The sequence below is a fragment of the Sphingobium phenoxybenzoativorans genome (assembly GCF_018286635.1).
In the GTDB taxonomy this organism is placed as follows: Bacteria; Pseudomonadota; Alphaproteobacteria; order Sphingomonadales; family Sphingomonadaceae; genus Sphingobium; species Sphingobium phenoxybenzoativorans.
In genome coordinates this window covers 2,312,983-2,330,340 of record NZ_CP073910.1, presented here as the reverse complement: position 1 = coordinate 2,330,340, position 17,358 = coordinate 2,312,983, and the positions used below count along the sequence as shown (strand labels likewise).

The 17,358-nt window shown below is 59.3% G+C and carries 27 protein-coding genes and 1 tRNA gene; 15 read left to right on the top strand and 13 right to left on the bottom strand.

The window, feature by feature from the left end:
- Positions 1-6 precede the first annotated feature (6 nt).
- The 13 genes from KFK14_RS11280 to KFK14_RS11225 all read left to right on the top strand — a co-directional run bounded on the left by KFK14_RS11280 (position 7) and on the right by KFK14_RS11225 (position 10,392).
- A complete protein-coding gene (locus KFK14_RS11280) occupies positions 7-1,959 on the top strand; it encodes a tape measure protein (protein ID WP_212610861.1) in 1,953 nt (650 codons plus the stop codon).
- Entirely contained in the window at positions 1,956-2,552 is a 597-nt protein-coding gene (locus KFK14_RS11275) for a hypothetical protein (protein WP_212610860.1), read from the top strand. The genes KFK14_RS11280 and KFK14_RS11275 overlap by 4 nt, the downstream gene beginning before the upstream one ends.
- Positions 2,553-3,134 (top strand): hypothetical protein, encoded by a 582-nt coding sequence (locus tag KFK14_RS11270; protein ID WP_212610859.1) that lies wholly within the window; start codon positions 2,553-2,555, stop codon positions 3,132-3,134.
- Positions 3,127-3,537, top strand: a complete 411-nt coding sequence (locus KFK14_RS24335) for a DUF6950 family protein (RefSeq protein ID WP_425516672.1) — start codon at positions 3,127-3,129, stop codon at positions 3,535-3,537. The genes KFK14_RS11270 and KFK14_RS24335 overlap by 8 nt, the downstream gene beginning before the upstream one ends.
- Positions 3,537-5,378: a phage tail protein gene (locus tag KFK14_RS11265; RefSeq protein ID WP_212610858.1), complete on the top strand. Its 1,842-nt coding sequence runs from the start codon at positions 3,537-3,539 to the stop codon at positions 5,376-5,378. Before KFK14_RS24335 ends, KFK14_RS11265 begins: the two co-directional genes overlap by 1 nt.
- A complete protein-coding gene (locus KFK14_RS11260; RefSeq protein ID WP_212610857.1) occupies positions 5,375-5,920 on the top strand; it encodes a hypothetical protein in 546 nt (181 codons plus the stop codon). Before KFK14_RS11265 ends, KFK14_RS11260 begins: the two co-directional genes overlap by 4 nt.
- A gap of 24 nt (positions 5,921-5,944) precedes the next feature.
- Complete coding sequence (locus KFK14_RS11255; protein ID WP_212610856.1) at positions 5,945-6,367, top strand: hypothetical protein; 423 nt, start codon at positions 5,945-5,947, stop codon at positions 6,365-6,367.
- Entirely contained in the window at positions 6,360-8,057 is a 1,698-nt protein-coding gene (locus tag KFK14_RS11250) for a hypothetical protein (RefSeq protein ID WP_212610855.1), read from the top strand. Before KFK14_RS11255 ends, KFK14_RS11250 begins: the two co-directional genes overlap by 8 nt.
- Positions 8,054-8,305, top strand: a complete 252-nt coding sequence (locus KFK14_RS11245; RefSeq protein ID WP_212610854.1) for a hypothetical protein — start codon at positions 8,054-8,056, stop codon at positions 8,303-8,305. Before KFK14_RS11250 ends, KFK14_RS11245 begins: the two co-directional genes overlap by 4 nt.
- 1 nt (position 8,306) lies before the next feature.
- Positions 8,307-8,735: a hypothetical protein gene (locus tag KFK14_RS11240; RefSeq protein WP_212610853.1), complete on the top strand. Its 429-nt coding sequence runs from the start codon at positions 8,307-8,309 to the stop codon at positions 8,733-8,735.
- Complete coding sequence (locus KFK14_RS11235; protein ID WP_212610852.1) at positions 8,732-9,181, top strand: D-Ala-D-Ala carboxypeptidase family metallohydrolase; 450 nt, start codon at positions 8,732-8,734, stop codon at positions 9,179-9,181. Before KFK14_RS11240 ends, KFK14_RS11235 begins: the two co-directional genes overlap by 4 nt.
- Complete coding sequence (locus tag KFK14_RS11230; protein WP_212610851.1) at positions 9,178-9,498, top strand: hypothetical protein; 321 nt, start codon at positions 9,178-9,180, stop codon at positions 9,496-9,498. Before KFK14_RS11235 ends, KFK14_RS11230 begins: the two co-directional genes overlap by 4 nt.
- Before the next feature lie 369 nt (positions 9,499-9,867).
- Positions 9,868-10,392, top strand: a complete 525-nt coding sequence (locus tag KFK14_RS11225; protein ID WP_212610850.1) for a hypothetical protein — start codon at positions 9,868-9,870, stop codon at positions 10,390-10,392.
- Here the strand turns inward: KFK14_RS11225 and KFK14_RS11220 are convergent.
- From KFK14_RS11220 to KFK14_RS11165, 12 genes are all read right to left on the bottom strand, one after another.
- Complete coding sequence (locus tag KFK14_RS11220; RefSeq protein WP_212610849.1) at positions 10,361-10,645, bottom strand: hypothetical protein; 285 nt, start codon at positions 10,643-10,645, stop codon at positions 10,361-10,363. The genes KFK14_RS11225 and KFK14_RS11220 overlap by 32 nt on opposite strands.
- Positions 10,642-10,968: a hypothetical protein gene (locus KFK14_RS11215; RefSeq protein ID WP_212610848.1), complete on the bottom strand. Its 327-nt coding sequence runs from the start codon at positions 10,966-10,968 to the stop codon at positions 10,642-10,644. Before KFK14_RS11215 ends, KFK14_RS11220 begins: the two co-directional genes overlap by 4 nt.
- Complete coding sequence (locus tag KFK14_RS11210; RefSeq protein WP_212610847.1) at positions 10,969-12,267, bottom strand: hypothetical protein; 1,299 nt, start codon at positions 12,265-12,267, stop codon at positions 10,969-10,971. It lies immediately after the preceding gene.
- Positions 12,264-12,533 (bottom strand): hypothetical protein, encoded by a 270-nt coding sequence (locus KFK14_RS11205; RefSeq protein ID WP_212610846.1) that lies wholly within the window; start codon positions 12,531-12,533, stop codon positions 12,264-12,266. The genes KFK14_RS11210 and KFK14_RS11205 overlap by 4 nt, the downstream gene beginning before the upstream one ends.
- Entirely contained in the window at positions 12,533-12,685 is a 153-nt protein-coding gene (locus KFK14_RS11200; protein WP_212610845.1) for a hypothetical protein, read from the bottom strand. Before KFK14_RS11200 ends, KFK14_RS11205 begins: the two co-directional genes overlap by 1 nt.
- Positions 12,686-12,820: 135 nt before the next feature.
- Positions 12,821-13,006 (bottom strand): hypothetical protein, encoded by a 186-nt coding sequence (locus KFK14_RS11195; RefSeq protein WP_212610844.1) that lies wholly within the window; start codon positions 13,004-13,006, stop codon positions 12,821-12,823.
- A gap of 226 nt (positions 13,007-13,232) precedes the next feature.
- The gene (locus KFK14_RS11190; RefSeq protein WP_212607932.1) at positions 13,233-13,697 is read right to left on the bottom strand and encodes a hypothetical protein; all 465 of its coding nucleotides are present in this window, start codon (positions 13,695-13,697) and stop codon (positions 13,233-13,235) included.
- Positions 13,694-14,188, bottom strand: a complete 495-nt coding sequence (locus KFK14_RS11185; protein ID WP_212610843.1) for a hypothetical protein — start codon at positions 14,186-14,188, stop codon at positions 13,694-13,696. The genes KFK14_RS11190 and KFK14_RS11185 overlap by 4 nt, the downstream gene beginning before the upstream one ends.
- A 46-nt stretch (positions 14,189-14,234) precedes the next feature.
- A complete protein-coding gene (locus KFK14_RS11180; RefSeq protein ID WP_212610842.1) occupies positions 14,235-14,804 on the bottom strand; it encodes an MmcB family DNA repair protein in 570 nt (189 codons plus the stop codon).
- A 147-nt stretch (positions 14,805-14,951) separates the two neighbouring features.
- Entirely contained in the window at positions 14,952-15,143 is a 192-nt protein-coding gene (locus tag KFK14_RS11175) for a hypothetical protein (protein WP_212610841.1), read from the bottom strand.
- The gene (locus KFK14_RS11170; RefSeq protein ID WP_212610840.1) at positions 15,140-15,757 is read right to left on the bottom strand and encodes a hypothetical protein; all 618 of its coding nucleotides are present in this window, start codon (positions 15,755-15,757) and stop codon (positions 15,140-15,142) included. The genes KFK14_RS11175 and KFK14_RS11170 overlap by 4 nt, the downstream gene beginning before the upstream one ends.
- Before the next feature lie 170 nt (positions 15,758-15,927).
- Positions 15,928-16,002: transfer RNA gene (locus KFK14_RS11165), tRNA-Val, on the bottom strand.
- Positions 16,003-16,148: 146 nt separating this feature from the next.
- Here KFK14_RS11165 and KFK14_RS11160 point away from each other — a divergent pair.
- Positions 16,149-16,277 carry an entericidin A/B family lipoprotein gene (locus KFK14_RS11160; protein ID WP_212610839.1) on the top strand — a complete coding sequence of 43 codons (129 nt, stop codon included), beginning with the start codon at positions 16,149-16,151 and terminating at the stop codon, positions 16,275-16,277.
- A gap of 33 nt (positions 16,278-16,310) precedes the next feature.
- Here KFK14_RS11160 and KFK14_RS11155 read toward each other — a convergent pair whose 3' ends face one another.
- Positions 16,311-16,505 carry a hypothetical protein gene (locus KFK14_RS11155; protein ID WP_212610838.1) on the bottom strand — a complete coding sequence of 65 codons (195 nt, stop codon included), beginning with the start codon at positions 16,503-16,505 and terminating at the stop codon, positions 16,311-16,313.
- Positions 16,506-16,736: 231 nt separating this feature from the next.
- On the opposite strand from KFK14_RS11155, the gene hslV reads away from it, so the two are divergent.
- Entirely contained in the window at positions 16,737-17,279 is a 543-nt protein-coding gene (gene hslV, locus KFK14_RS11150) for an ATP-dependent protease subunit HslV (protein ID WP_139139226.1), read from the top strand.
- Positions 17,280-17,358: the final 79 nt, after the last annotated feature.

The window sequence follows — 17,358 nt, the reverse complement described above, 5'->3', positions numbered from 1 at the left end:
CACCCGATGGCAAAAGCTGTGATCGGCGCCCTTCGGGTGACGCTGGGGCTCGACAGTGCCGAATTCACGAAGGGCATCAACAACGCCTCTCGTCAGGCAAAGGGCTTCGAGGCCGCCTCGAAGACAATGGCCAACGCTGCTCAGGCGACGACCAATGCGATCCGGGGTCTTGGCGCGGCGTTTGGCATCGTTAGCATTGGAGCTGCCGGGAAGGCTTTCTTGGACCTGGCAACCCAGTCCAAACAGATGACTGCGCAGCTGAAATTGGCGACGGCAGAGTTCGGCCGACTGTCTGAGGCACAAAATGACGTGCGCCGGATCTCGGCAATCACGCGAAGCGGTCTAGGCGAAACGACAAAATTGTATGGCAACTTCGTCCGCGCGGTTAAAGATCTCGGCGGAACCCAAGAGGATGCGTCTCGCGCGACTTTGACTTTCTCGCAGGCCCTAAAGCTTGGCGGCGCATCTCAGGTCGAGGCCGCATCAGCCACGCTGCAGTTTGGACAGGCGCTCGCATCCGGTGTCCTGCGAGGTGACGAATTCAATAGCGTTATGGAGGCGTCGCCGCGCCTGTCCAAGCTTCTCGCCGAGAGTCTGAATGTGCCCGTCGGCGCCCTCCGTAAAATGGCAGAGGAAGGTGAGCTCACAGCCGATAAGCTTGTGAATGCTCTAACCAATCAAAAATTCACCGCAGGAATAGATGCTGAATTCAAAGAACTGCCGGTCACCTTTGACGAGGCAATGGGACAAGTCCGCAATGCGGCGGTCATCACCTTCGGGGCGTTCGACCAGGGCGGACAGTTCTCAACCGCATTTGCAAACTTCATAATTGGCGGCGCGGATGGGCTATCCGATCTTGAGCTTGCGGCGGAACAAGCCGGCGTCGAGATGCGCGCGACCTTTGAGGGCCTGCGCAATGTTTTCGAGCCGATGGTCCAAGGCGCGCTCTCAGCGTTCGGAACCATCGATCAGCGGGCAAACTATACCCGCGACGGCATCGCCAACCTGTTCGGCGCGATCGACGATCTCAACAATTTTCTCCCGAACCTGAACAATCGCGCCAATGCTTTCGACCGGCGGTTCTTCGGCACGACTTTCCTAGACGAGGCACCGACATCAAACCTTCGCGGCAACTTCCTAAAGGGATATAATTCAGCCCAGTCGAAGTTCGGCGGCGCCGCGGCGGAAGCGCGGTTTCGGACCATGAACAGTGGCTATGACATTCTGGGTAACCGGGTGAACGCCGTTGGTAAAAAGGTGACCATCCCCGGAAAGGCGGAGAAGCCGAAAAAGGCAAAGAAGGGCCCGAAGGAAAAGACCCCCATCGATTACACCGCCGAGAATATCTACGATTTCAAGGTTGCGCTGAACGACGCGCTGGATCAGCCGCTGGACTTCACGGCAATCAACAAGTCCGTCGATCTCGGCCTGGATCAGCTAGCAGCCAAGTTCAAAAAAACCGCTGAGGATGGCTCGCAGTCGATGGCCAATCTCGTCAACAACAGCCTCAATGCACTTAACAATTTTGCAGCATCGATAAAAAGCGGCGGCTTTCTCGACATTCTCTCGAGCGCCTTCAACGCCTTCGGGTCACTGGCAAAGACGGGAATATTTGGGTCGAAGCTCGCGACCGGCTTCAAAGATTTCACCGCCATAACCGGCTACGCGGGCGCTCGAGCCGCAGGCGGCCCCGTCACCGGCGGAAGAACCTATCTTGTTGGCGAGCGCGGTCCAGAGCTCTTCACGGCAACCCGGTCTGGATACATCCATCCTAATGGCGCGAACGATAATGGCGCAGGCGCCCGCCCCTACTTCGACTTGCGCGGCGCGGTGATGACAGCGGATCTGTTGGCGCAAATGAATCAAGTCGGTGAGGTTTCGGCGATCCGCGGCGCGTCGGGCGGAACGGCTGGGGCTGTTCGCGCTCAACAGCGCTCTTCGAAGTGGCAGATACCTTGATCAGTTTTCCTCGTGATCTGGAAATCTCTGACGCGGTGCCCAGCATTATCGATTTTGGCGGAGTCTTACGGCCTGCCACTGGCGCCGAGCTGCAGAAAATCAATCGCCAGGGGTCGCGGTTCAAGATTGCCGTCCAACTGCCCGTGGCGACCTCTGCTGACGCTCGCGAGATAGTCTCTGACCTGATTGACGCAAAGCTGGAAGGTGGGCGGATTTATTACCCCCTCCAATATGAAAATCAGGGGTATCCCGGACAACCTGTTGTCGACGGGGCAGAGCAGTCGGGAAAGACGCTCCGAATTCGCGGGCTGACCCCTAACTACGCAGTCAAAAAGGGATATTGGCTGAGCCTCGAAGACGCATCTGGCCAGCATTACCTCTACAATGTTCGAGCACATGGTATCGCGACCAGCGATGGACGGCTGACCATTCCAATCTCGCCTATGCATCGCAAGCCCCTTCCTGACGGCGCAAGGGTCCACATCGCCGATCCGCAGGTTGAAGGCCTGATCGATGGCGACGAGCAATCCTGGCATCTCGCACTCGCCGGACTGGTCGACAGTATCAGCTTTACTATCGAGGAAGCGCGCTGAGTGGACGTCATCCTACTGACCGGCCTCATGAAGATGGAGCTGAGGGACGGAAGGACGATCAGGCTCTGCGACGGCAACTTTCTGCGCTGGGGGGCGGACCTATACGAATCCTCCGATGAAACGTTCGGCACGATCGGCTCAATGGACGTTTTCCGTGAAGGCGTTGGCGATGAAGTACCGAACTTCCGGATGACCTTTCTGCCAGCGTCTACGGCTGCAGCGACCGCGATCTCGGCGCCCGGCATGCAAGGATCACGGGTTCGATTTTGGATCGCCGAGGTTGATGCCCACTCCGGGTTGATTCTTGGAGAGCCCGACCTGCAATTCGACGGCCAAATTGATCGCACGATCCTGCGCATCGGCCGAGGTAAGCGGGAACTGGATATCGAGCTCGTGTCCACTTCTGCCCGGCTGCTGTCCACTAACGAAGGAAATTCGCTCAATCCCCGCTTCCATAAGCTGATCAACCCTGGCGAAAAAGGGGAAGACAATGCGACCGGCCTTGGCATCGGCGTAGCCTGGGGCACTGAAAGCCAAGTGGCGTCCGGGGGCGGCCTTATAGGGTCTATCTTCGGTGATTGATTTGGAAGCACGGCGCGCTGCGACAAAGCTGACTATGGACAAATACCGCAACCGACCATTCGACTGGCGCAATCGCTCGACCTGCATTCACCTAGCTCGAACACAGTTGAGGAACCTTGGCCACAGACCTCCGCCGATCCCAAGTTTCCGGTCTGCGCTGGGCGCTCGTCGAGCGCTGGCGACTGCTGGTTTCGCAAGCATACCAGCTTTGTTGGACAGTTTTCTCGAGCGCATACCGCCGGCGGCGATGCTCGTCGGGGATTTAGCAGCGACAGAAGGCGATGACGGTTTCGAAGGCATTGTAGTTTGCGCGGGGGCCAAGATGCTCGGATGGAATGAGGTAGATCCTTCCGGCCTTCGCAACCTGATCGTGTCCGAATTTGTGGGCGCCTGGCGGGCCTAGTGTCGAAGACCTTGGGTAAAGTGGCAATGATCGCGGGCGCCGTGGCCCTCGTGGCCACTGGCGTCGGCGCAGTTGCCGGTGCCGGCACGGTTATAGGCGGCATTGGCACGGCGAGCAGCATTGCCTCCTATGCCTCGATAGCTGCGACCGCGGCGAGCATTGGCGCGCAGGTCACAGCAAAGAAGCCCCCGGCGCGCGGCACAGTGAACCAGGTGCTCATCGCTTCCGATGCGCCCTCTCCGTATGTTATCGGCCGGACTTTCTATGCAGGCGTTCTGCGCCACGATTGGGGATACGGCGCGACCCTCAAAAAGGTCAAAAACCCTTATCGGGGAATGGTCCTCGTCTATTCCGTGGCCGGCCCAATCGAGGGCATGGAGAGCGTTCTCTTTGACTACCAGGCCGTTCCTTTCGCCGGCGGGTCTGCCACAGGATATTATTCCGGATATCTCTACGAGGACCACCGACTAGGGAACACGCCGGACACGGCGCTTACCCCCCATTTCGCCGGGTTTTCCCACTGGGACAGTGATTACAGGCTGTCGGGAAAGGCATGCGGCCTATTCAATCTGCTTTTCGATAAGAAGGGGAAGCGGTTCTCTGGGGGTGTTCCGGTCAATGGCCGGGTGCTTCTCGGCGTCAAGGTCTATGATCCTAGGAAGGATTCGACCTATCCTGGTGGGTCTGGGGCGCACCGGATCTCCGATGAGTCCACATGGGAATATAGCGAGAACCCAGGACTGCATGGACTTACATACTCGCTCGGCCGGTACCGGGTTGGGAAAAAGGTCTTTGGTATTGGGCTTCCGGCTGACGGGATCGACATTGCGAGCTTTGTCGCTTTCGCGAATGTCTGCGATGCCAACAGCTGGAAAGTCGGCGGCGTTATTTTTGAACCCGGTTCGAAGGGGGCCAATCTAAAGGACATCCTTCAGGCCGGGGCCGCTGAGTGGACATTCATCGGCGCCAAGCTCGGGGTGAAATACAACGCGCCTCGGGTGGCGATCGACGTGATCACGCCGGCGGATTTGGCCGACGATGACGCTGAAATTCCAGCCATGCAGATCTGGCCGGATCGCAAGAACGGCCTAATTCCAAAGTTCCGCTCCGAAAACCACAAGTGGGAGTATGTGGCGGGCGATCTCGTTTCAGTGGCAGAATATGTCGCCGAAGACGGGGAGCCGAAAGAGGAGGAGCGCCAGCTCAACCTCGTCCAAGACAAGAACCAGGCCGCGCAGATCGTCGCATATGAGCTGGTCAACGGCCGTGAACTGTCGGGAATCAATCTGGTCTGCAAGCCGCGGCTACGGCGGTACGGCCCAGGCGATATGCTGACGCTTCAGCTACCGGAGCACGGCCTCGTCGACATTGACGCGGTGGTGACAGAGCGATCGGTTGATCCGGCGAGAATGACGGTCACGCTGTCGTTCATGAGCGAGACGCCCGGTAAACATGCCTATGCGCTCGGACAGGTGGGGACAGCGCCCCCGACACCCTCGCTACTCTCTCCGGAGGAAAAGGACGGAGTGGCATCCTCTGTCGCGGGCAACGACCCCGAACCGGCAACCAACTTGGTCGTCACCGGAGGATCCGGCAGCGCGACAGTCTCTTGGCGCAATCCGACCAACAGCGATTTCGAATATTCAAAGATTTATCGTGGGACGACGAATGTGTTCGGATCTGCAACCGTCATCGCTGGACCTCTCGCAGGCGCGCTTGGCCAAGTGCAGCAGATCAATGACGCCACATCACCGGGCACCAAATACTATTGGATCGAATCCTACACGGACGAAGATATTCCCGCTGATCCAACTGGCCCTGTGTCGGGAGTGATCACATGACAGTGAAGCTCAATGTGGTCGGAGGCGCTACCATTCAAGGCGGCGTCATGGTTCCATTTGCGGCCGATAAGGGCGATCCGGGACCGGCCAGCACCGTTCCCGGTCCCGAAGGTAACGATGGCTGGACACCGGTGCTCGCGGGTGAGCTCGACGGCGTCCGGACCCTTATCAAGGTCGCCGACTGGACTGGGGGAGAAGGTGGCAAGCCCGCCACTGGGATGTACATTGGCACCACGGGGTACGTGTCCAGCAAGGCGGCCGCCTTCAATTTCAACGCATCAAAGCGGGTCATGGTTTATTCCGCCCAGACCAACGCCCAAGGTGTCGCGACGATCGACTATTCGGCAATGGGATTCGCCAACGCCCCTGCAGTCAGAGCGCTGCCGGCGACCACAGCCGTCTTATCCGGCCCCACTCGATCATCGCCTTCGAGCATCACGAAGGACGGTTGCCTGGTGACCGTGCAGCAGCAGGCCATTCTCACTGGCGTCCTCAGCCTCTTGGCCGGTGCAACCGCAAACGTCCTCGTGATCGAGCAGTAGCTCAAACCTCCGGAGCTTTATTGAATGACGATACCAGCGAAGCTTCCGCTTCGAGGGCGCAGAAACGCGTACTTCGGAGAGGAGTGGCAGTTTACGGTCGCAGATCCTGATACAGGCATCGAGGGCCCTGTAGACCTGACGGGCTTCTCCGCGTCTCTTCAGCTGCGATTGTACGGAGCGCAGCCGGGATCGGCCAAAGTTACGCTCAGCAATGTCGGCGGGAATGTGGAAGGCGTCTGGATCATCGACCCGACTGAGGGCCGAGTTCAGATCTTGGCCACCGAAGCCACGTTGCGCAGCACCTATGACGATCTTTCCCCCGACGTCGAGCCGGGTTCCGACATCATCCTCGCATATGACCTGGTCCTCCGGGACGACAACGGCATGGACGATGTCTGGGTCGAGGGAAGCTTCACTCTAAGTCCGGGGGTTACCGTTGATGGTTGATGTAGTGAAGCTGTCCACGAGGGGCCTGCGGGGCCGCAGAGGCCTGCCAAGTGGACCGCTAGGCGATGGCTCGGTCGGACCCGATGAAATCAGCAACGATCCCGGCGAGCAGGCTGCCATCATGGCGAAGCTCGGCGGGTTGAAGCGCGACAAGCTGACTGGGAACCGGACTTATTATGTCCGAACGAACGGATCGGATTCAAATGATGGTCTGGCAAACACCGCTGGCGGTGCCTTTGTCACTCCGCAGAAGGCCATCGACACGGTCTATCGGTCGCTGGACCTCAACGGCTTCATCGTCACAATCCAGATCGCCGATGGCACTTACATTGCGCCGATCTCGCTGCGCGGACTTCCCCTCGGCGCTACCGCCGATCAGCCGCTGCGAATGATCGGCAATGAGTCCACGCCTGCCAATGTCATCTTCAATACCACCTCGGCCAATGCGCTAACGCTTCAGGGGAGTGCCTATCTCCTTCTGGCCGGCGTCACAACGCGGACCACGACCGCAGGGGTCGGTTGGAGCGTTCAAAGCAACTCGTTGCTAGAGCATCGGAACTGTCGCTTCGGCGCGGTCGCCGGTGACATGATCCTGACCCAGCATCATGCGTCGGTGAAAGCAATCGGCCCGACCACCATAGCCGGGAATGCTGTGACATTCCTGCACGCTACCAAACACTCAGTCATCGATTTCGCCGCGCAGACGCTAACATATGACGTCTCGATACCGAGCTTCTCGACCTACCTGATGGGTGTCAACGACGCGTCCATCAATCTGGACAGCGCCACGATCGTCAACAAAGGCTCTGGTCGTATTCTCGTCCATGATGGCGGCTCGATCAATGTGTCGAGCATCACCGGCAATTTCCTAGGTGGCTTCGCGCCTGAGGAAGAGGAAGGCGGCCACATCTACTACGGCGACGTCGAATCCACGCGAACGATCTACGTGCGGACCGCCGACGGCAATGATGCCAATGATGGCCGGTTCGACTCCGCTGCCCGCGCTTTCAAGACGATCTCGGCGGCAATCAATTATCTGGCGAAACTGCCGGAAGAGCCGAAGAGATGGGCGGCCGGTGCTGGCTGGGTCATCCAGCTGGCCGACGGAACTTATACCGAGGCCGTCAATCTTCGGGACGTTCCATATTTCGACGTCACTCTGAGGGGAAATAACAGCACTCCGGCTAATGTCGTCGTTTCAAGCGCCAGTGACGCCATCATTGGCATTGGCGTTCGGACGAAATGGAATCTCGAAGGCTTCCAGGTGGCCGCATCAAGTGGCCACGGCATTCGGGCTGAACAGAATGCCAATATCGACTTCCAAAACCTTCGCTTCGGCACATGTTCCGGCGCGCACATTTACGCCATCACCGGAGCCAATGTTCGGGCTACCGGCAATTATGCCATCCCAAACAATGCCGGGTACCACGCACTCGCGCGGCTCGGCGGTCAGATTGACATCCAGAACCGCACCGTAACGCTGTCCGGCACCCCGTCGTTCACTACTTTCGCCCTGGCCGAGATGACGGCCTCTATCCGCGCATTGAACATGACGTTCAGTGGAACCGGCGCGGCTGGGAAGCGGTACGAAGCAAACCTCAATGGCACCATCAATACAAATGGCGGCGGCGCGACCTACCTGCCGGGAAATGCTAGTGGGAGCGTGGCGACCGGAGGGCAGTACGCATGATCGACCACGCCCGCCTCGCCTGCCTGGCCGTCTGGTCCGTCCTCCTTATCTGGGCTGTGCTCGGCGCGCGCTACAGCCCCCTGCGCCTCATCATCGCCTTCCAATGCTTCTCCGCGATCGGCTTCATGGCGCGACGCATCTTCGCCCCTAATGACACCGCCCTGTGGATCGGCTGCTATGTTCTATCTGCCCTTGTTGCCTTCGGTTTCTTCTATGTTGGGCGGGCCTACGACAATGGGAGCCGTTGAGATGGCTGCGGCGGTGGCTGCGATCCCCGTCAAGACGGTGGGGTTGAGCCCTACCGCGATCGGCGTGTGGACGCTGGTTGCGGGTCTACTGCTTGGCATGATCAAGGTCTGGCCCGTCCTGCGCAAGCTGGGGATTGAGGCGGATGCGTCACTACGCACGGACCTCCTGAAGCGGATATCCACGCTGGAGACCGGACAGGCGGAAATGATCCGGGGCCATGCCGATGAGGTCGCTGGCCTCAAGCACGAACTGGCCGAGCAGCGTCGCAAATGTGACGAGGAACAGGCGTCTCTGCGAAAGCAGATGGACGGCCTGATGTCTATTATCCGGCAGTTATCCATGTCCAGCGGGCATGTGATCGACCTGTCACCCCTTGCGACGGAAGCGGGCGAGCGGACGCGGCAGATACAGCAGGAGAAGGGCGAATGAACCTCTCCCCCAACTTCACCGTCGAGGAGTTCCAGAAGAGCCAGACCGCGCTGCGCAAGGGCATTCCCAACGTAATGGGGCCTGCTGAGATAGCGGCGGCCAAGTTGCTCTGCGAAAAGGTGCTGGAGCCGCTACGGGCGCATTATGGACGCCCCATCGTCTTGTCGTCCGGCTATCGCTCCCCCGCCCTCAACAAGGCCATAGGCGGGGCGGTGACCAGCCAACATGCCAAGGGACAAGCGGCGGACTTCGAAATCCCCGGCCTCGATAACTACTCGGTCGCCAAGTGGATGGAAGCACACCTCAACTACGATCAGCTTATTTTAGAAATGCACACGCCGGGGCAGCCTAACTCTGGCTGGATCCATGTCTCCTACCGGGTGCCCTATCGTAATCAGGAACTGACCTTCGACGGCAAGCGCTATCTGGAGGGGCTTCGTGCGTGAACGGCAAGACAGCCTTCGCCCTGACCCTTTCGCTGGGGTTCATACTGTTGACCGGGATAGGGTTCTTCTGGCCGATCCCGCCGGAGAATGTGAAGTCGATCGACAGCGCCATGACGGCTTTGGGAACGGCCCTGGGGGCTGCGGTGATGGCGCTCCTGCGCAACAGCCAGGCAGACGAAGTACGGGCAGCGAACACGACCAAGGCGCTGGACACCGTACAGGCCGCGCTGAACGCCTCCCCGCCCACCGATACCCCGCAACAGGTGCAGGTCGTGAACAATCCGGACAGCCCTGTGCCAGTCGAGCAAGCGCCGTGAGGGCGTCTGTCCTCCGCATCATAGGTGCATCGGAGTGACCTTCGCCCTGATCGCCACCCATATCCTCAGCTTCATCGCTGGCGGGCTAGCGGCAACGCTCCTCCTGCTTGCGGGCGACAACAAGCATCATGACGAGGATAGGATGGATCGGTGACCGTCTTTCCGGCCTGTCATCGGTTTGCCCGGCTTTCGACGACCGGGCCTCACGCATCCAGCGCACAGCAGAGAACCTGCCTATGGGGCGACCAACCGAAACCCTCGCCTCGGAAACCAGTGCAGCGGCCGGATTTGCGGTCCAGTTGCGAGCGCTACTTCATGGTGCACCATGTCCATAGTCGCGCTGTCGATGTCGCACGGTCATTATAGCCCATGCTAGGACTCCTGCCAACCCTGGCCCTCCGCCACTGGAAACTGCTGCTGAGCGGGCTTGCTGTGGCCTTGTTGCTGGCATGGGGCGGCATAGGCTGGAACCGGGCGGGGCATTGGAAGAAGGCCTACAACGCAGAACACCAAGCCTACGGCATATTCCGCGCCCGTGTGATCGACCGGACCAAGGAAGCTACGGCAGCCCAAAACGCCCTCAACGCCGCAGAGAAGGAGAAATCCAATGAAGCTGCCCGCCAGTCTCAAGCGAACTTTGATGCTCTCCAGCGCCGTTATGCTGGCCTCCTGCGGGCACAAGGAAGTTCAGGTCAGAGCGGCCGAACCAATCCCGCCGCCCAAGACGACGCTGCCGGGGTGGCTGAAGGACTGCCCACCGCTCCCGGAAGCGCTGAGGGATCAGTGTGCATGACGAGCGAGAATATGGCGCGGCTGTCGGCCTATGCCGTTGGGGCACACGATCTCGCCGCCGATCTGGTGGCTAAGGGGCTGGCTGAATGGTCCCCAGAGTGATGTCGCTCAGCGGCACCCAACCGCCTGCCTCTGGCTTGGTCTCCACCGTATACCCGCGTGATGCAGCCATGCGGCGTATCAGTTCGATGTTCTCGACATGCACCGGGAACCCAGCGTCAAAGCCACGGTCTATGATCAGCGGAGCCTCGTCATCGATTTCCCGCCAGATCATCCCGGCTTCGAAACCGAGAGTGAAGGATTCGGAGGCGTCGGGAAATGCGAAGAGCATGCCGAGTTCGGAGTCGTTGGTCATGGGCGGCTCGCTTTGTAGGTATCCGCCCAATTCCACTGGACAGCGAACCCCCGATAAATCTTCGGGAAGGTGAGACGCGCGAATGTGACGTGCCAGCCTTCATCGTCAGTCGCCTTTCCGGGACCGACATGGTGCACGCAGAAGAAGCCGAAATTCCAGCGGCGATGCAATGCCCATCCAGGCGCTTGTTCGTTATACATGTAGAACTGCCACCCCCGACCAGGCTTGCTGCCGAACAGGCGGCGATGCCCTGCGATGCACTCCAGATTGTCGGCGCTGTAATACAGACCGGGGATGCGGCGAATTTTGAAACGCTGTCCCATCTACTCCCCTCCTCCCAGGGCTGTGCGTGCTGTCTCGCTGATAAAGGAAGTGTCCCGTCCTCCAGCTTCGCAGTAGGATTTGATCTTTGTTAGCGCCTCCAACAAAGCACCTGCGGATGGTTGGAGGGTGGAGAGGGCATCCTTGGTCGCAAGTTCATAGCTTATCTCATCACGCGGACCGTCAGGGCCATTGGGATGTGAATAAGAAATCGCCTCCTCCAGCGTGTAGCGACCGGCTTCGGCCTTATTCGAGGTGTAACCCTGCGCGTTCGGCCGGTAATAGTATCCGCCCTTCCGAATGAAGTATTCCGCTTCCTTCAGCCCCTCCGCTTCCTCCCCCGTATGCGTGGTTGTGGCGAGGGCGTTTCGGCCGCACCGTTCATTGAGGCGCTTCAATGCGGCTGCATGATCGTCAGGCGTCCAGTTGAAATCATCTATCGATCGAGCGCGTCGGAGCATCTCGATACAATCGGAGCACCCGTCCCAGCTATCGGCCCCGACCCACAAGATTGCGGCCCGGTATGCCTCCAGCGCTTCCACCTCCCTCTCCGGTTGCGGCGGGGAGGCGTAGAGCGGGATTTCTTCGTAACCCTCCGCTCTATAACGATCTGCCAACTTGCTATATTCATCTGCGAGAAAGTCACCGATCATTCCGTCTTTTGATCGATAGAAATATCCGAAAGGCTCTGCTGGCTGAACTTGGAGGGCGCGAGCCGCATCATGTCGCCAGTTTGCATAGTGTTCAGGTAAGATTTCCAAGCCGCGTTCGACTAAGCGACGCAATGGAGCATCCGCATTGATCTGGCCCTCAACAGCGTTTTTGATCGCCTCGAATTTCGCTGTTGGTATCAGCACATAGCCGGGATGATGGTTTTCACTGGTCATGTAATCATCTGCTATGTCTGCGCAGGCAACTTGCAAAGCCTCCCCCGCCACGTCCCCGGATGGCTCTTGAGCGGCAGGCGGTTCCGTTACATCATCGAAGTCAGGCAACCATTCCCACGCATCGCCGTTCCAGCGGTGAGACGCTTCTGTTCCGCCGACAGGGTAGAACGTATCCCCGACATAGCTGCCCGGCTCGTCAGGTTGACGGACCAACCTTTTCAGACGGACAGCGAGGCATTCGATGGCCAAGATGCGGCGCTCGTAGTCTAGCCGTTCGTCATAGGATGGCTCTTGAGCCATGAGGGAGGCTAGGGCTTCGATGATGTTTCGAACAATGACTGGATGGTCGCTGGCGTCAATAGCGGCCAACGCGCTTTCCAGCGCATCCTTGGCGGTGGTGAGTGTCATAGTCATCGGCGTAAATCCTGTTTCTGCTGCCAAGCGGCGCGATGCTGCTCGTCAAGCGTGACTGGTGGTTCGGACATGGCGTCTTGGGCCTGTCGTTCGGCGGCAGCGTCCAATTCATCATCCGTCATCGGACGCCAGCCATGACCGCAGCACGTTCCGCATTCGACCTCGTAAATACCGGGGCCAAGACGAGGTTGACGTTTCATGGTAAATCCGTTGCCGTCGCAGTCTGTGCATTCGACATCGGGCACAAAACCGTTGAGGTAGTGCATCACGCCTTCCCTTCGATTGCATGGTGAAGACACTCTTCCAGCGCCTCGGCGCAACGGCGGTTGTAATCGCGCAATTCCATGTTTCCGCTGGTCGCCGCCTCGCGCCAGAGCCTCAGCTTGTCTTCAAGCAATTCGATATAATCCTGTCGCATTGTCATTTCCAATACTCCCACCATGTCTGGTCATCGGGATTGAGGCGAAACGTACCGCGCCTCACGCGGTGAACATTGCGGAGCCATGCCCATTTGCCCGATTGCAATTTGACCGGGTGCCATGCGAACCAAAGGTCACTCATGGTTCTGATCCTCCATCTCGATTGCGACGAGCAAGGGATCGCGCCAGTTGACGATGCCGTCCCGCGCCTTCATCGCCTCGGCAATCAGGTCATATGCCTGCCCGAAGCGGCCATCTTTCCATCCGCCTGCTTCACCCTCGTACAGGTGGCGAGCGGGAATGCGGTCATAGCTGTCCATCACCCCTTCTCCCGCAGCAGGTCGCGGATGGCGAGGCCGAGGGCGCTGATCTGCCACCGCTTAGGCTTGCCGCAGTGCGCGATAAGGCCACGCTGGCGTAACGTTCGTCGCAAACTGTCCTGTGCGCGACTGGCAGGTAAAAGCCGTTGCCCATTCGTGAGGCGGTTTAGAATGTCCGCGTGCGCAGCGCCGAGGCAGGCAGCTATCTGCTTTACTGTCCTATCGGTCATGGCTTCCTCCGCGCACCCGCTCGAATTGCCGAGAAAAGCGCATCGTCCAGATGCTCAAGACCACCGTTGCCATCGACGACTATTTCATTCATGAATGCGTCTATCGCGGCTTCAATGTCCGGCTCGGCAAGGATTTCGTTTAGGATGTTGCGGGCAGCCAGATAGCAATTGCGCCGTTCAGTCTGATCAGACACATAGGATGCTATGTTCCGCGCCAAATCTGCCCCGGCGGTGTAATCGCTCGCATTCTGCTGTCCGTTGGTAAGCGTATCGGGGTCAGGCTGTTTGCCTTCCGCGCCGATCCAGTGCTCAGCCGAAAAATCGCCGTCATCACAGATGTTGCATTTGTCGTGCTCGATACGAGCCACCCAGGACGGCACATCCGGGAAGTCCGTGCGGCGGAAATCGACCGAGCGCTTGCATTTGCGGCAATGAAGTTCGATCATCTGCTTATCGGTCATGGCTCACCTTTATGGGTTGGGTCTTGGGGTGTGGAAGCGAGCGCACGGAATCTTTCCTTGCGCGCCTCATTTTCAGCCTTCTCCGCTTCAGTCGGGCGATACAGGACAGGGCGTGATGGCCATACATCGCCGCCGTCAAAGCAATACCAGTGACCGTCTGGCCATGTGCCTGAGTAATGCGTCTCATGGATGCCGGTACTGCCCGGCTCCACCGCGTCGAACGTGCTGCCGTCCTTCGGGCAGTAGATCGCTTCTCGCCAGCCCAGGTCCTTCAGCCGCGTGTAAGCCTCATGCATAAGATTGATTGCATCTTGCTCTGTCGGCATCAGGGCGGCGCGCGCTGCATCGCGGGCGGCGAACACGTCCGTGCTGGCGTCCCATTCTTCGGCAGTCACGCTGATACGGTTACTGCCATAGCGGCCGAACAATTCCGTAACATGCTCAGAACATTCCTTGTCGGCGTCGTGCAACGCCTGCAAACGGTCCTTCATAGATCCCTCGCCTTCATTGCTGCACTGGCAAGAGCAAGGGCGGGGGTCACAGGCCGAACTCCCATGCTTTGCGCCCCTGATTTTCGATGCTCTTGCGTGCGTGGGCTATCTGCCGCTCGGCATTGCGTAGCCGCAGCTTCAAGAGGTCGGTGTCGCGGTTGACGTTGCCACTGTTGCGGATCAGCGAGACGACCAGTTCCCATGTGGGCGCATCCTTGTCGCGGTAGGGCGCGTGGATAATGGTCTTGAACTTGCCATCACCATATTCGATCAACCCCGCCCAATCGGGTATCTCGTCCGGCTTCATCATCCCGGCGGGCGTGACGTAGAAGAACTGATCGGAGAATAGCCGTGCTTCCCGCTGCTTAATCGCGCTGTCACGCCGGAAGTCCGCGCGGGAGATTTTCACCTCGTAAGCGCGCGCCTTAAACCCCGCTGATGAGTTGGCGCTGATCGTCCATAGGTCGCAGCGGCGCGCGCCTTGGCAGAAGGCTAGTTCCGTCGCGAAGATGGCGTCACCCAAGGACGCGGACAACGCTTCGACGATCTGCTGAGCCAGTGGCACTTCCCTGCTTGGACCGGTAAGGGCTTCTAGGCGGGTGGATAACTCACTCATGGCTTAGCCCTCCGCTGCTTCCAACACCGATCGCAAACCTCGTCGCGTTCCAAGCTGCCCAGGACCATGAACTTTGACAGCCGCCACTCATGGAAGCCGAGCAGACAAGGAATGCGCCTGCGGAACCGCGCTATGCGGGACGATAACTCACTCATGGCCGTCTCCATGCGAAGTGTTGGGCCGCAGCAGGCTATAGATCGCGCAGAACGTGCAGAGCGCTATGTCGGCCTGGTCGCCTATGTCCCAATCCCGCCAGAGCGGTATGCCCATGCCCTTGGCAAAGAACATGGCGACGAGCGCGACCATGAGCGCGATCCAGATGCGACGGCCCGCGCTCATTCTCCGCCTCCCGTAGAGGCTTTGGCGAGGGCGGCGCGGAACTGTTTCAGCCTGCTTTCGGCGACCGACAGGGGCATGCGGTCGTACAGTCCAGCCAGCGCCGGGGGCTCTTTGCCGCTCTCTACGGGCACAAATGTCATCGTCGGATTGTCGCCGACCACATCTTCATGCTGGTATAGCAGCAATATCGTATCCGGCTGGGTGATGCGGATGGTGTGAATCTCTTCAGCATCGCACCAATAGCTGGCATATTTCCCGCCTGCACGATGCCGCTGATGCGACGACATGGCCAGCCAAATGGGATATAGATATTGAAACCCATCGCCTCCCAGAAGCGGTGTCCGCCAATGAAAGCATTCGTAATTGGCCTCTGGCGTGTGGTTGGAGATGTAATAGCGCAAATGCTCGCTCGCGCCCGCCAGCACGTGCGTCGAGAACGGATAGCGGTGGTCATGCGGGTTCACGACTTCCGGCGTCAGAGCGCCCGCGACGTCATAGAAATATGCCTTGATCGTCAGTTCCGGTGACCTGTGCAGGCAGAGGTAATCCAAGCCCTTTGCATGGAAATTGCGGAAGCTGTTCGCGGCGATGGTGTCGAGGTCGTCGGTCAGCATCCCTCCCCTCCTATGGTGGAGGGGGAGAGCCGCGCCTCGCTGCATGTTCGTACGGGTTTTGTACGAGCGAGCGTCGAAACTTGCGGTTTGTTCCCGCATTGTTCATGGCGATATTGGGATGGCCGCTTGGCCAAAATTCCACTAAATCGCTTTGATATAAGGCGATTTAGTGGTGGGCGCGGCAAGGATTGAACTTGCGACCCCACCCGTGTGAAGGGTGTGCTCTACCACTGAGCTACGCGCCCCCGTTTCCGGAGGGAGCCGCCATTGGCACCGGGCGGGACGGGAGTCAAGGGAAGCGCGGGCATCCCTCTGCTCAGTAACCCTTTTCCCCGCCGGTCCCTTTGGCTATGCAAAGATTACGGTTGCAGAACTACGGAGACAAGCGACGATGAAACGGAAGATTGCCCTGACCCTCGTGACATTGGGGCTGGTTGCCCTGACCGCCTGCAACACCGTTCAGGGCGCCGGACGGGACATCGAGTCGGTCGGACGCAAGGGCAAGGAAGTCATCAACTGACGCAGTAGATGGTCAGGCGGGCGGCATGCGGCCTTATTGCAGCGTGCCGCCGCCAAGGCCCGCATAGGGCGCGCGGTGGAGCTGCACTCCATCACAATCCGCCTCCCCGCAGGCGCAGGCGTGAATCTCATAACGAACGCCGCACATCACCAGAACATCATGATCGAAGGAATAGTTGGCGATCCCCGCCCGCTCGATCTTTTCCTGTGCTCTGGCCTTCAACGACATGCGCGAAACCTCCATCAACGAGTCGGCCGGGATAGCCGTTGCTGCATTGCACAATGGCCATCGTCTTGGATCAAGACGGTTTTCGATGAAGGGTGATGCAGGTGCGTCAATTTGGGACAGGTTGCGCCAGATGGCGTTTCCCCTGCGACAAGCCGCCGCCGCCTGCGCCCGCTTGCGTCCGTTCAAAACACCACCCATATGCTGGCCATGAGCGGAACACAGCATAGCGCCATGCCCACCTGGCACGGCACAACCATCATGTCGGTTCGGAAAGAAGGCAAGGTCATCGTCGCAGGCGACGGCCAGGTCAGCATGGGCCAGACGATCATGAAACCCAATGCGAAGAAGGTGCGCCGGCTGCATGACGGATCGGTCATTGGCGGTTTCGCTGGCGCGACGGCCGACGCCTTCACTCTGTTCGAACGGCTGGAGGCGAAGCTGGAGCGGCATAATGGCCAGTTGATGCGGGCCGCGGTCGAACTCGCCAAGGATTGGCGGACGGACAAATATCTGCGCAATCTGGAGGCGATGATGATCGTCGCCGACAAGGAAGTTACGCTGATCCTGACCGGCAATGGCGATGTGCTGGAGCCGGTCGGCGGTGTCGCCGCGATAGGTTCGGGTGGTAATTACGCCCTCGCCGCCGCCCGCGCCCTGGTCGATTATGAGAAGGACCCGGAAACGATCGCGCGCAAGGCGATGGCTATCGCGGGCGACCTTTGCGTCTACACCAACGATCAGTTGACCGTCGAAAGCCTGGATAGCGCGACCTAGGTTCGGTTCGGGCTGAGCCTTTCGAAGCCCTGCCCTTCCCTTGAAAAAAGCACAGCCCTCCGACAAGCTCAGGGCGAAC

Coding starts and splice junctions, on each gene's coding strand:
- KFK14_RS11220 (WP_212610849.1), bottom strand. CDS start 10,645: ATGACCAACGACTCCGAACTCGGCATGCTCTTCGCATTTCCCGACGCC.
- KFK14_RS11205 (WP_212610846.1), bottom strand. CDS start 12,533: ATGCACTACCTCAACGGTTTTGTGCCCGATGTCGAATGCACAGACTGC.
- KFK14_RS11240 (WP_212610853.1), top strand. CDS start 8,307: ATGGCTGCGGCGGTGGCTGCGATCCCCGTCAAGACGGTGGGGTTGAGC.
- KFK14_RS11210 (WP_212610847.1), bottom strand. CDS start 12,267: ATGACTATGACACTCACCACCGCCAAGGATGCGCTGGAAAGCGCGTTG.
- KFK14_RS11190 (WP_212607932.1), bottom strand. CDS start 13,697: ATGACCGATAAGCAGATGATCGAACTTCATTGCCGCAAATGCAAGCGC.
- KFK14_RS11155 (WP_212610838.1), bottom strand. CDS start 16,505: ATGTCGTTGAAGGCCAGAGCACAGGAAAAGATCGAGCGGGCGGGGATC.
- KFK14_RS11200 (WP_212610845.1), bottom strand. CDS start 12,685: ATGCGACAGGATTATATCGAATTGCTTGAAGACAAGCTGAGGCTCTGG.
- KFK14_RS11255 (WP_212610856.1), top strand. CDS start 5,945: ATGACGATACCAGCGAAGCTTCCGCTTCGAGGGCGCAGAAACGCGTAC.
- KFK14_RS11235 (WP_212610852.1), top strand. CDS start 8,732: ATGAACCTCTCCCCCAACTTCACCGTCGAGGAGTTCCAGAAGAGCCAG.
- KFK14_RS11280 (WP_212610861.1), top strand. CDS start 7: ATGGCAAAAGCTGTGATCGGCGCCCTTCGGGTGACGCTGGGGCTCGAC.
- hslV (WP_139139226.1), top strand. CDS start 16,737: ATGCCCACCTGGCACGGCACAACCATCATGTCGGTTCGGAAAGAAGGC.
- KFK14_RS11160 (WP_212610839.1), top strand. CDS start 16,149: ATGAAACGGAAGATTGCCCTGACCCTCGTGACATTGGGGCTGGTTGCC.
- KFK14_RS11170 (WP_212610840.1), bottom strand. CDS start 15,757: ATGCTGACCGACGACCTCGACACCATCGCCGCGAACAGCTTCCGCAAT.
- KFK14_RS11215 (WP_212610848.1), bottom strand. CDS start 10,968: ATGGGACAGCGTTTCAAAATTCGCCGCATCCCCGGTCTGTATTACAGC.
- KFK14_RS11185 (WP_212610843.1), bottom strand. CDS start 14,188: ATGAAGGACCGTTTGCAGGCGTTGCACGACGCCGACAAGGAATGTTCT.
- KFK14_RS11245 (WP_212610854.1), top strand. CDS start 8,054: ATGATCGACCACGCCCGCCTCGCCTGCCTGGCCGTCTGGTCCGTCCTC.
- KFK14_RS11225 (WP_212610850.1), top strand. CDS start 9,868: ATGCTAGGACTCCTGCCAACCCTGGCCCTCCGCCACTGGAAACTGCTG.
- KFK14_RS11250 (WP_212610855.1), top strand. CDS start 6,360: ATGGTTGATGTAGTGAAGCTGTCCACGAGGGGCCTGCGGGGCCGCAGA.
- KFK14_RS11175 (WP_212610841.1), bottom strand. CDS start 15,143: ATGAGCGCGGGCCGTCGCATCTGGATCGCGCTCATGGTCGCGCTCGTC.
- KFK14_RS11260 (WP_212610857.1), top strand. CDS start 5,375: ATGACAGTGAAGCTCAATGTGGTCGGAGGCGCTACCATTCAAGGCGGC.
- KFK14_RS11195 (WP_212610844.1), bottom strand. CDS start 13,006: ATGGACAGCTATGACCGCATTCCCGCTCGCCACCTGTACGAGGGTGAA.
- KFK14_RS11180 (WP_212610842.1), bottom strand. CDS start 14,804: ATGAGTGAGTTATCCACCCGCCTAGAAGCCCTTACCGGTCCAAGCAGG.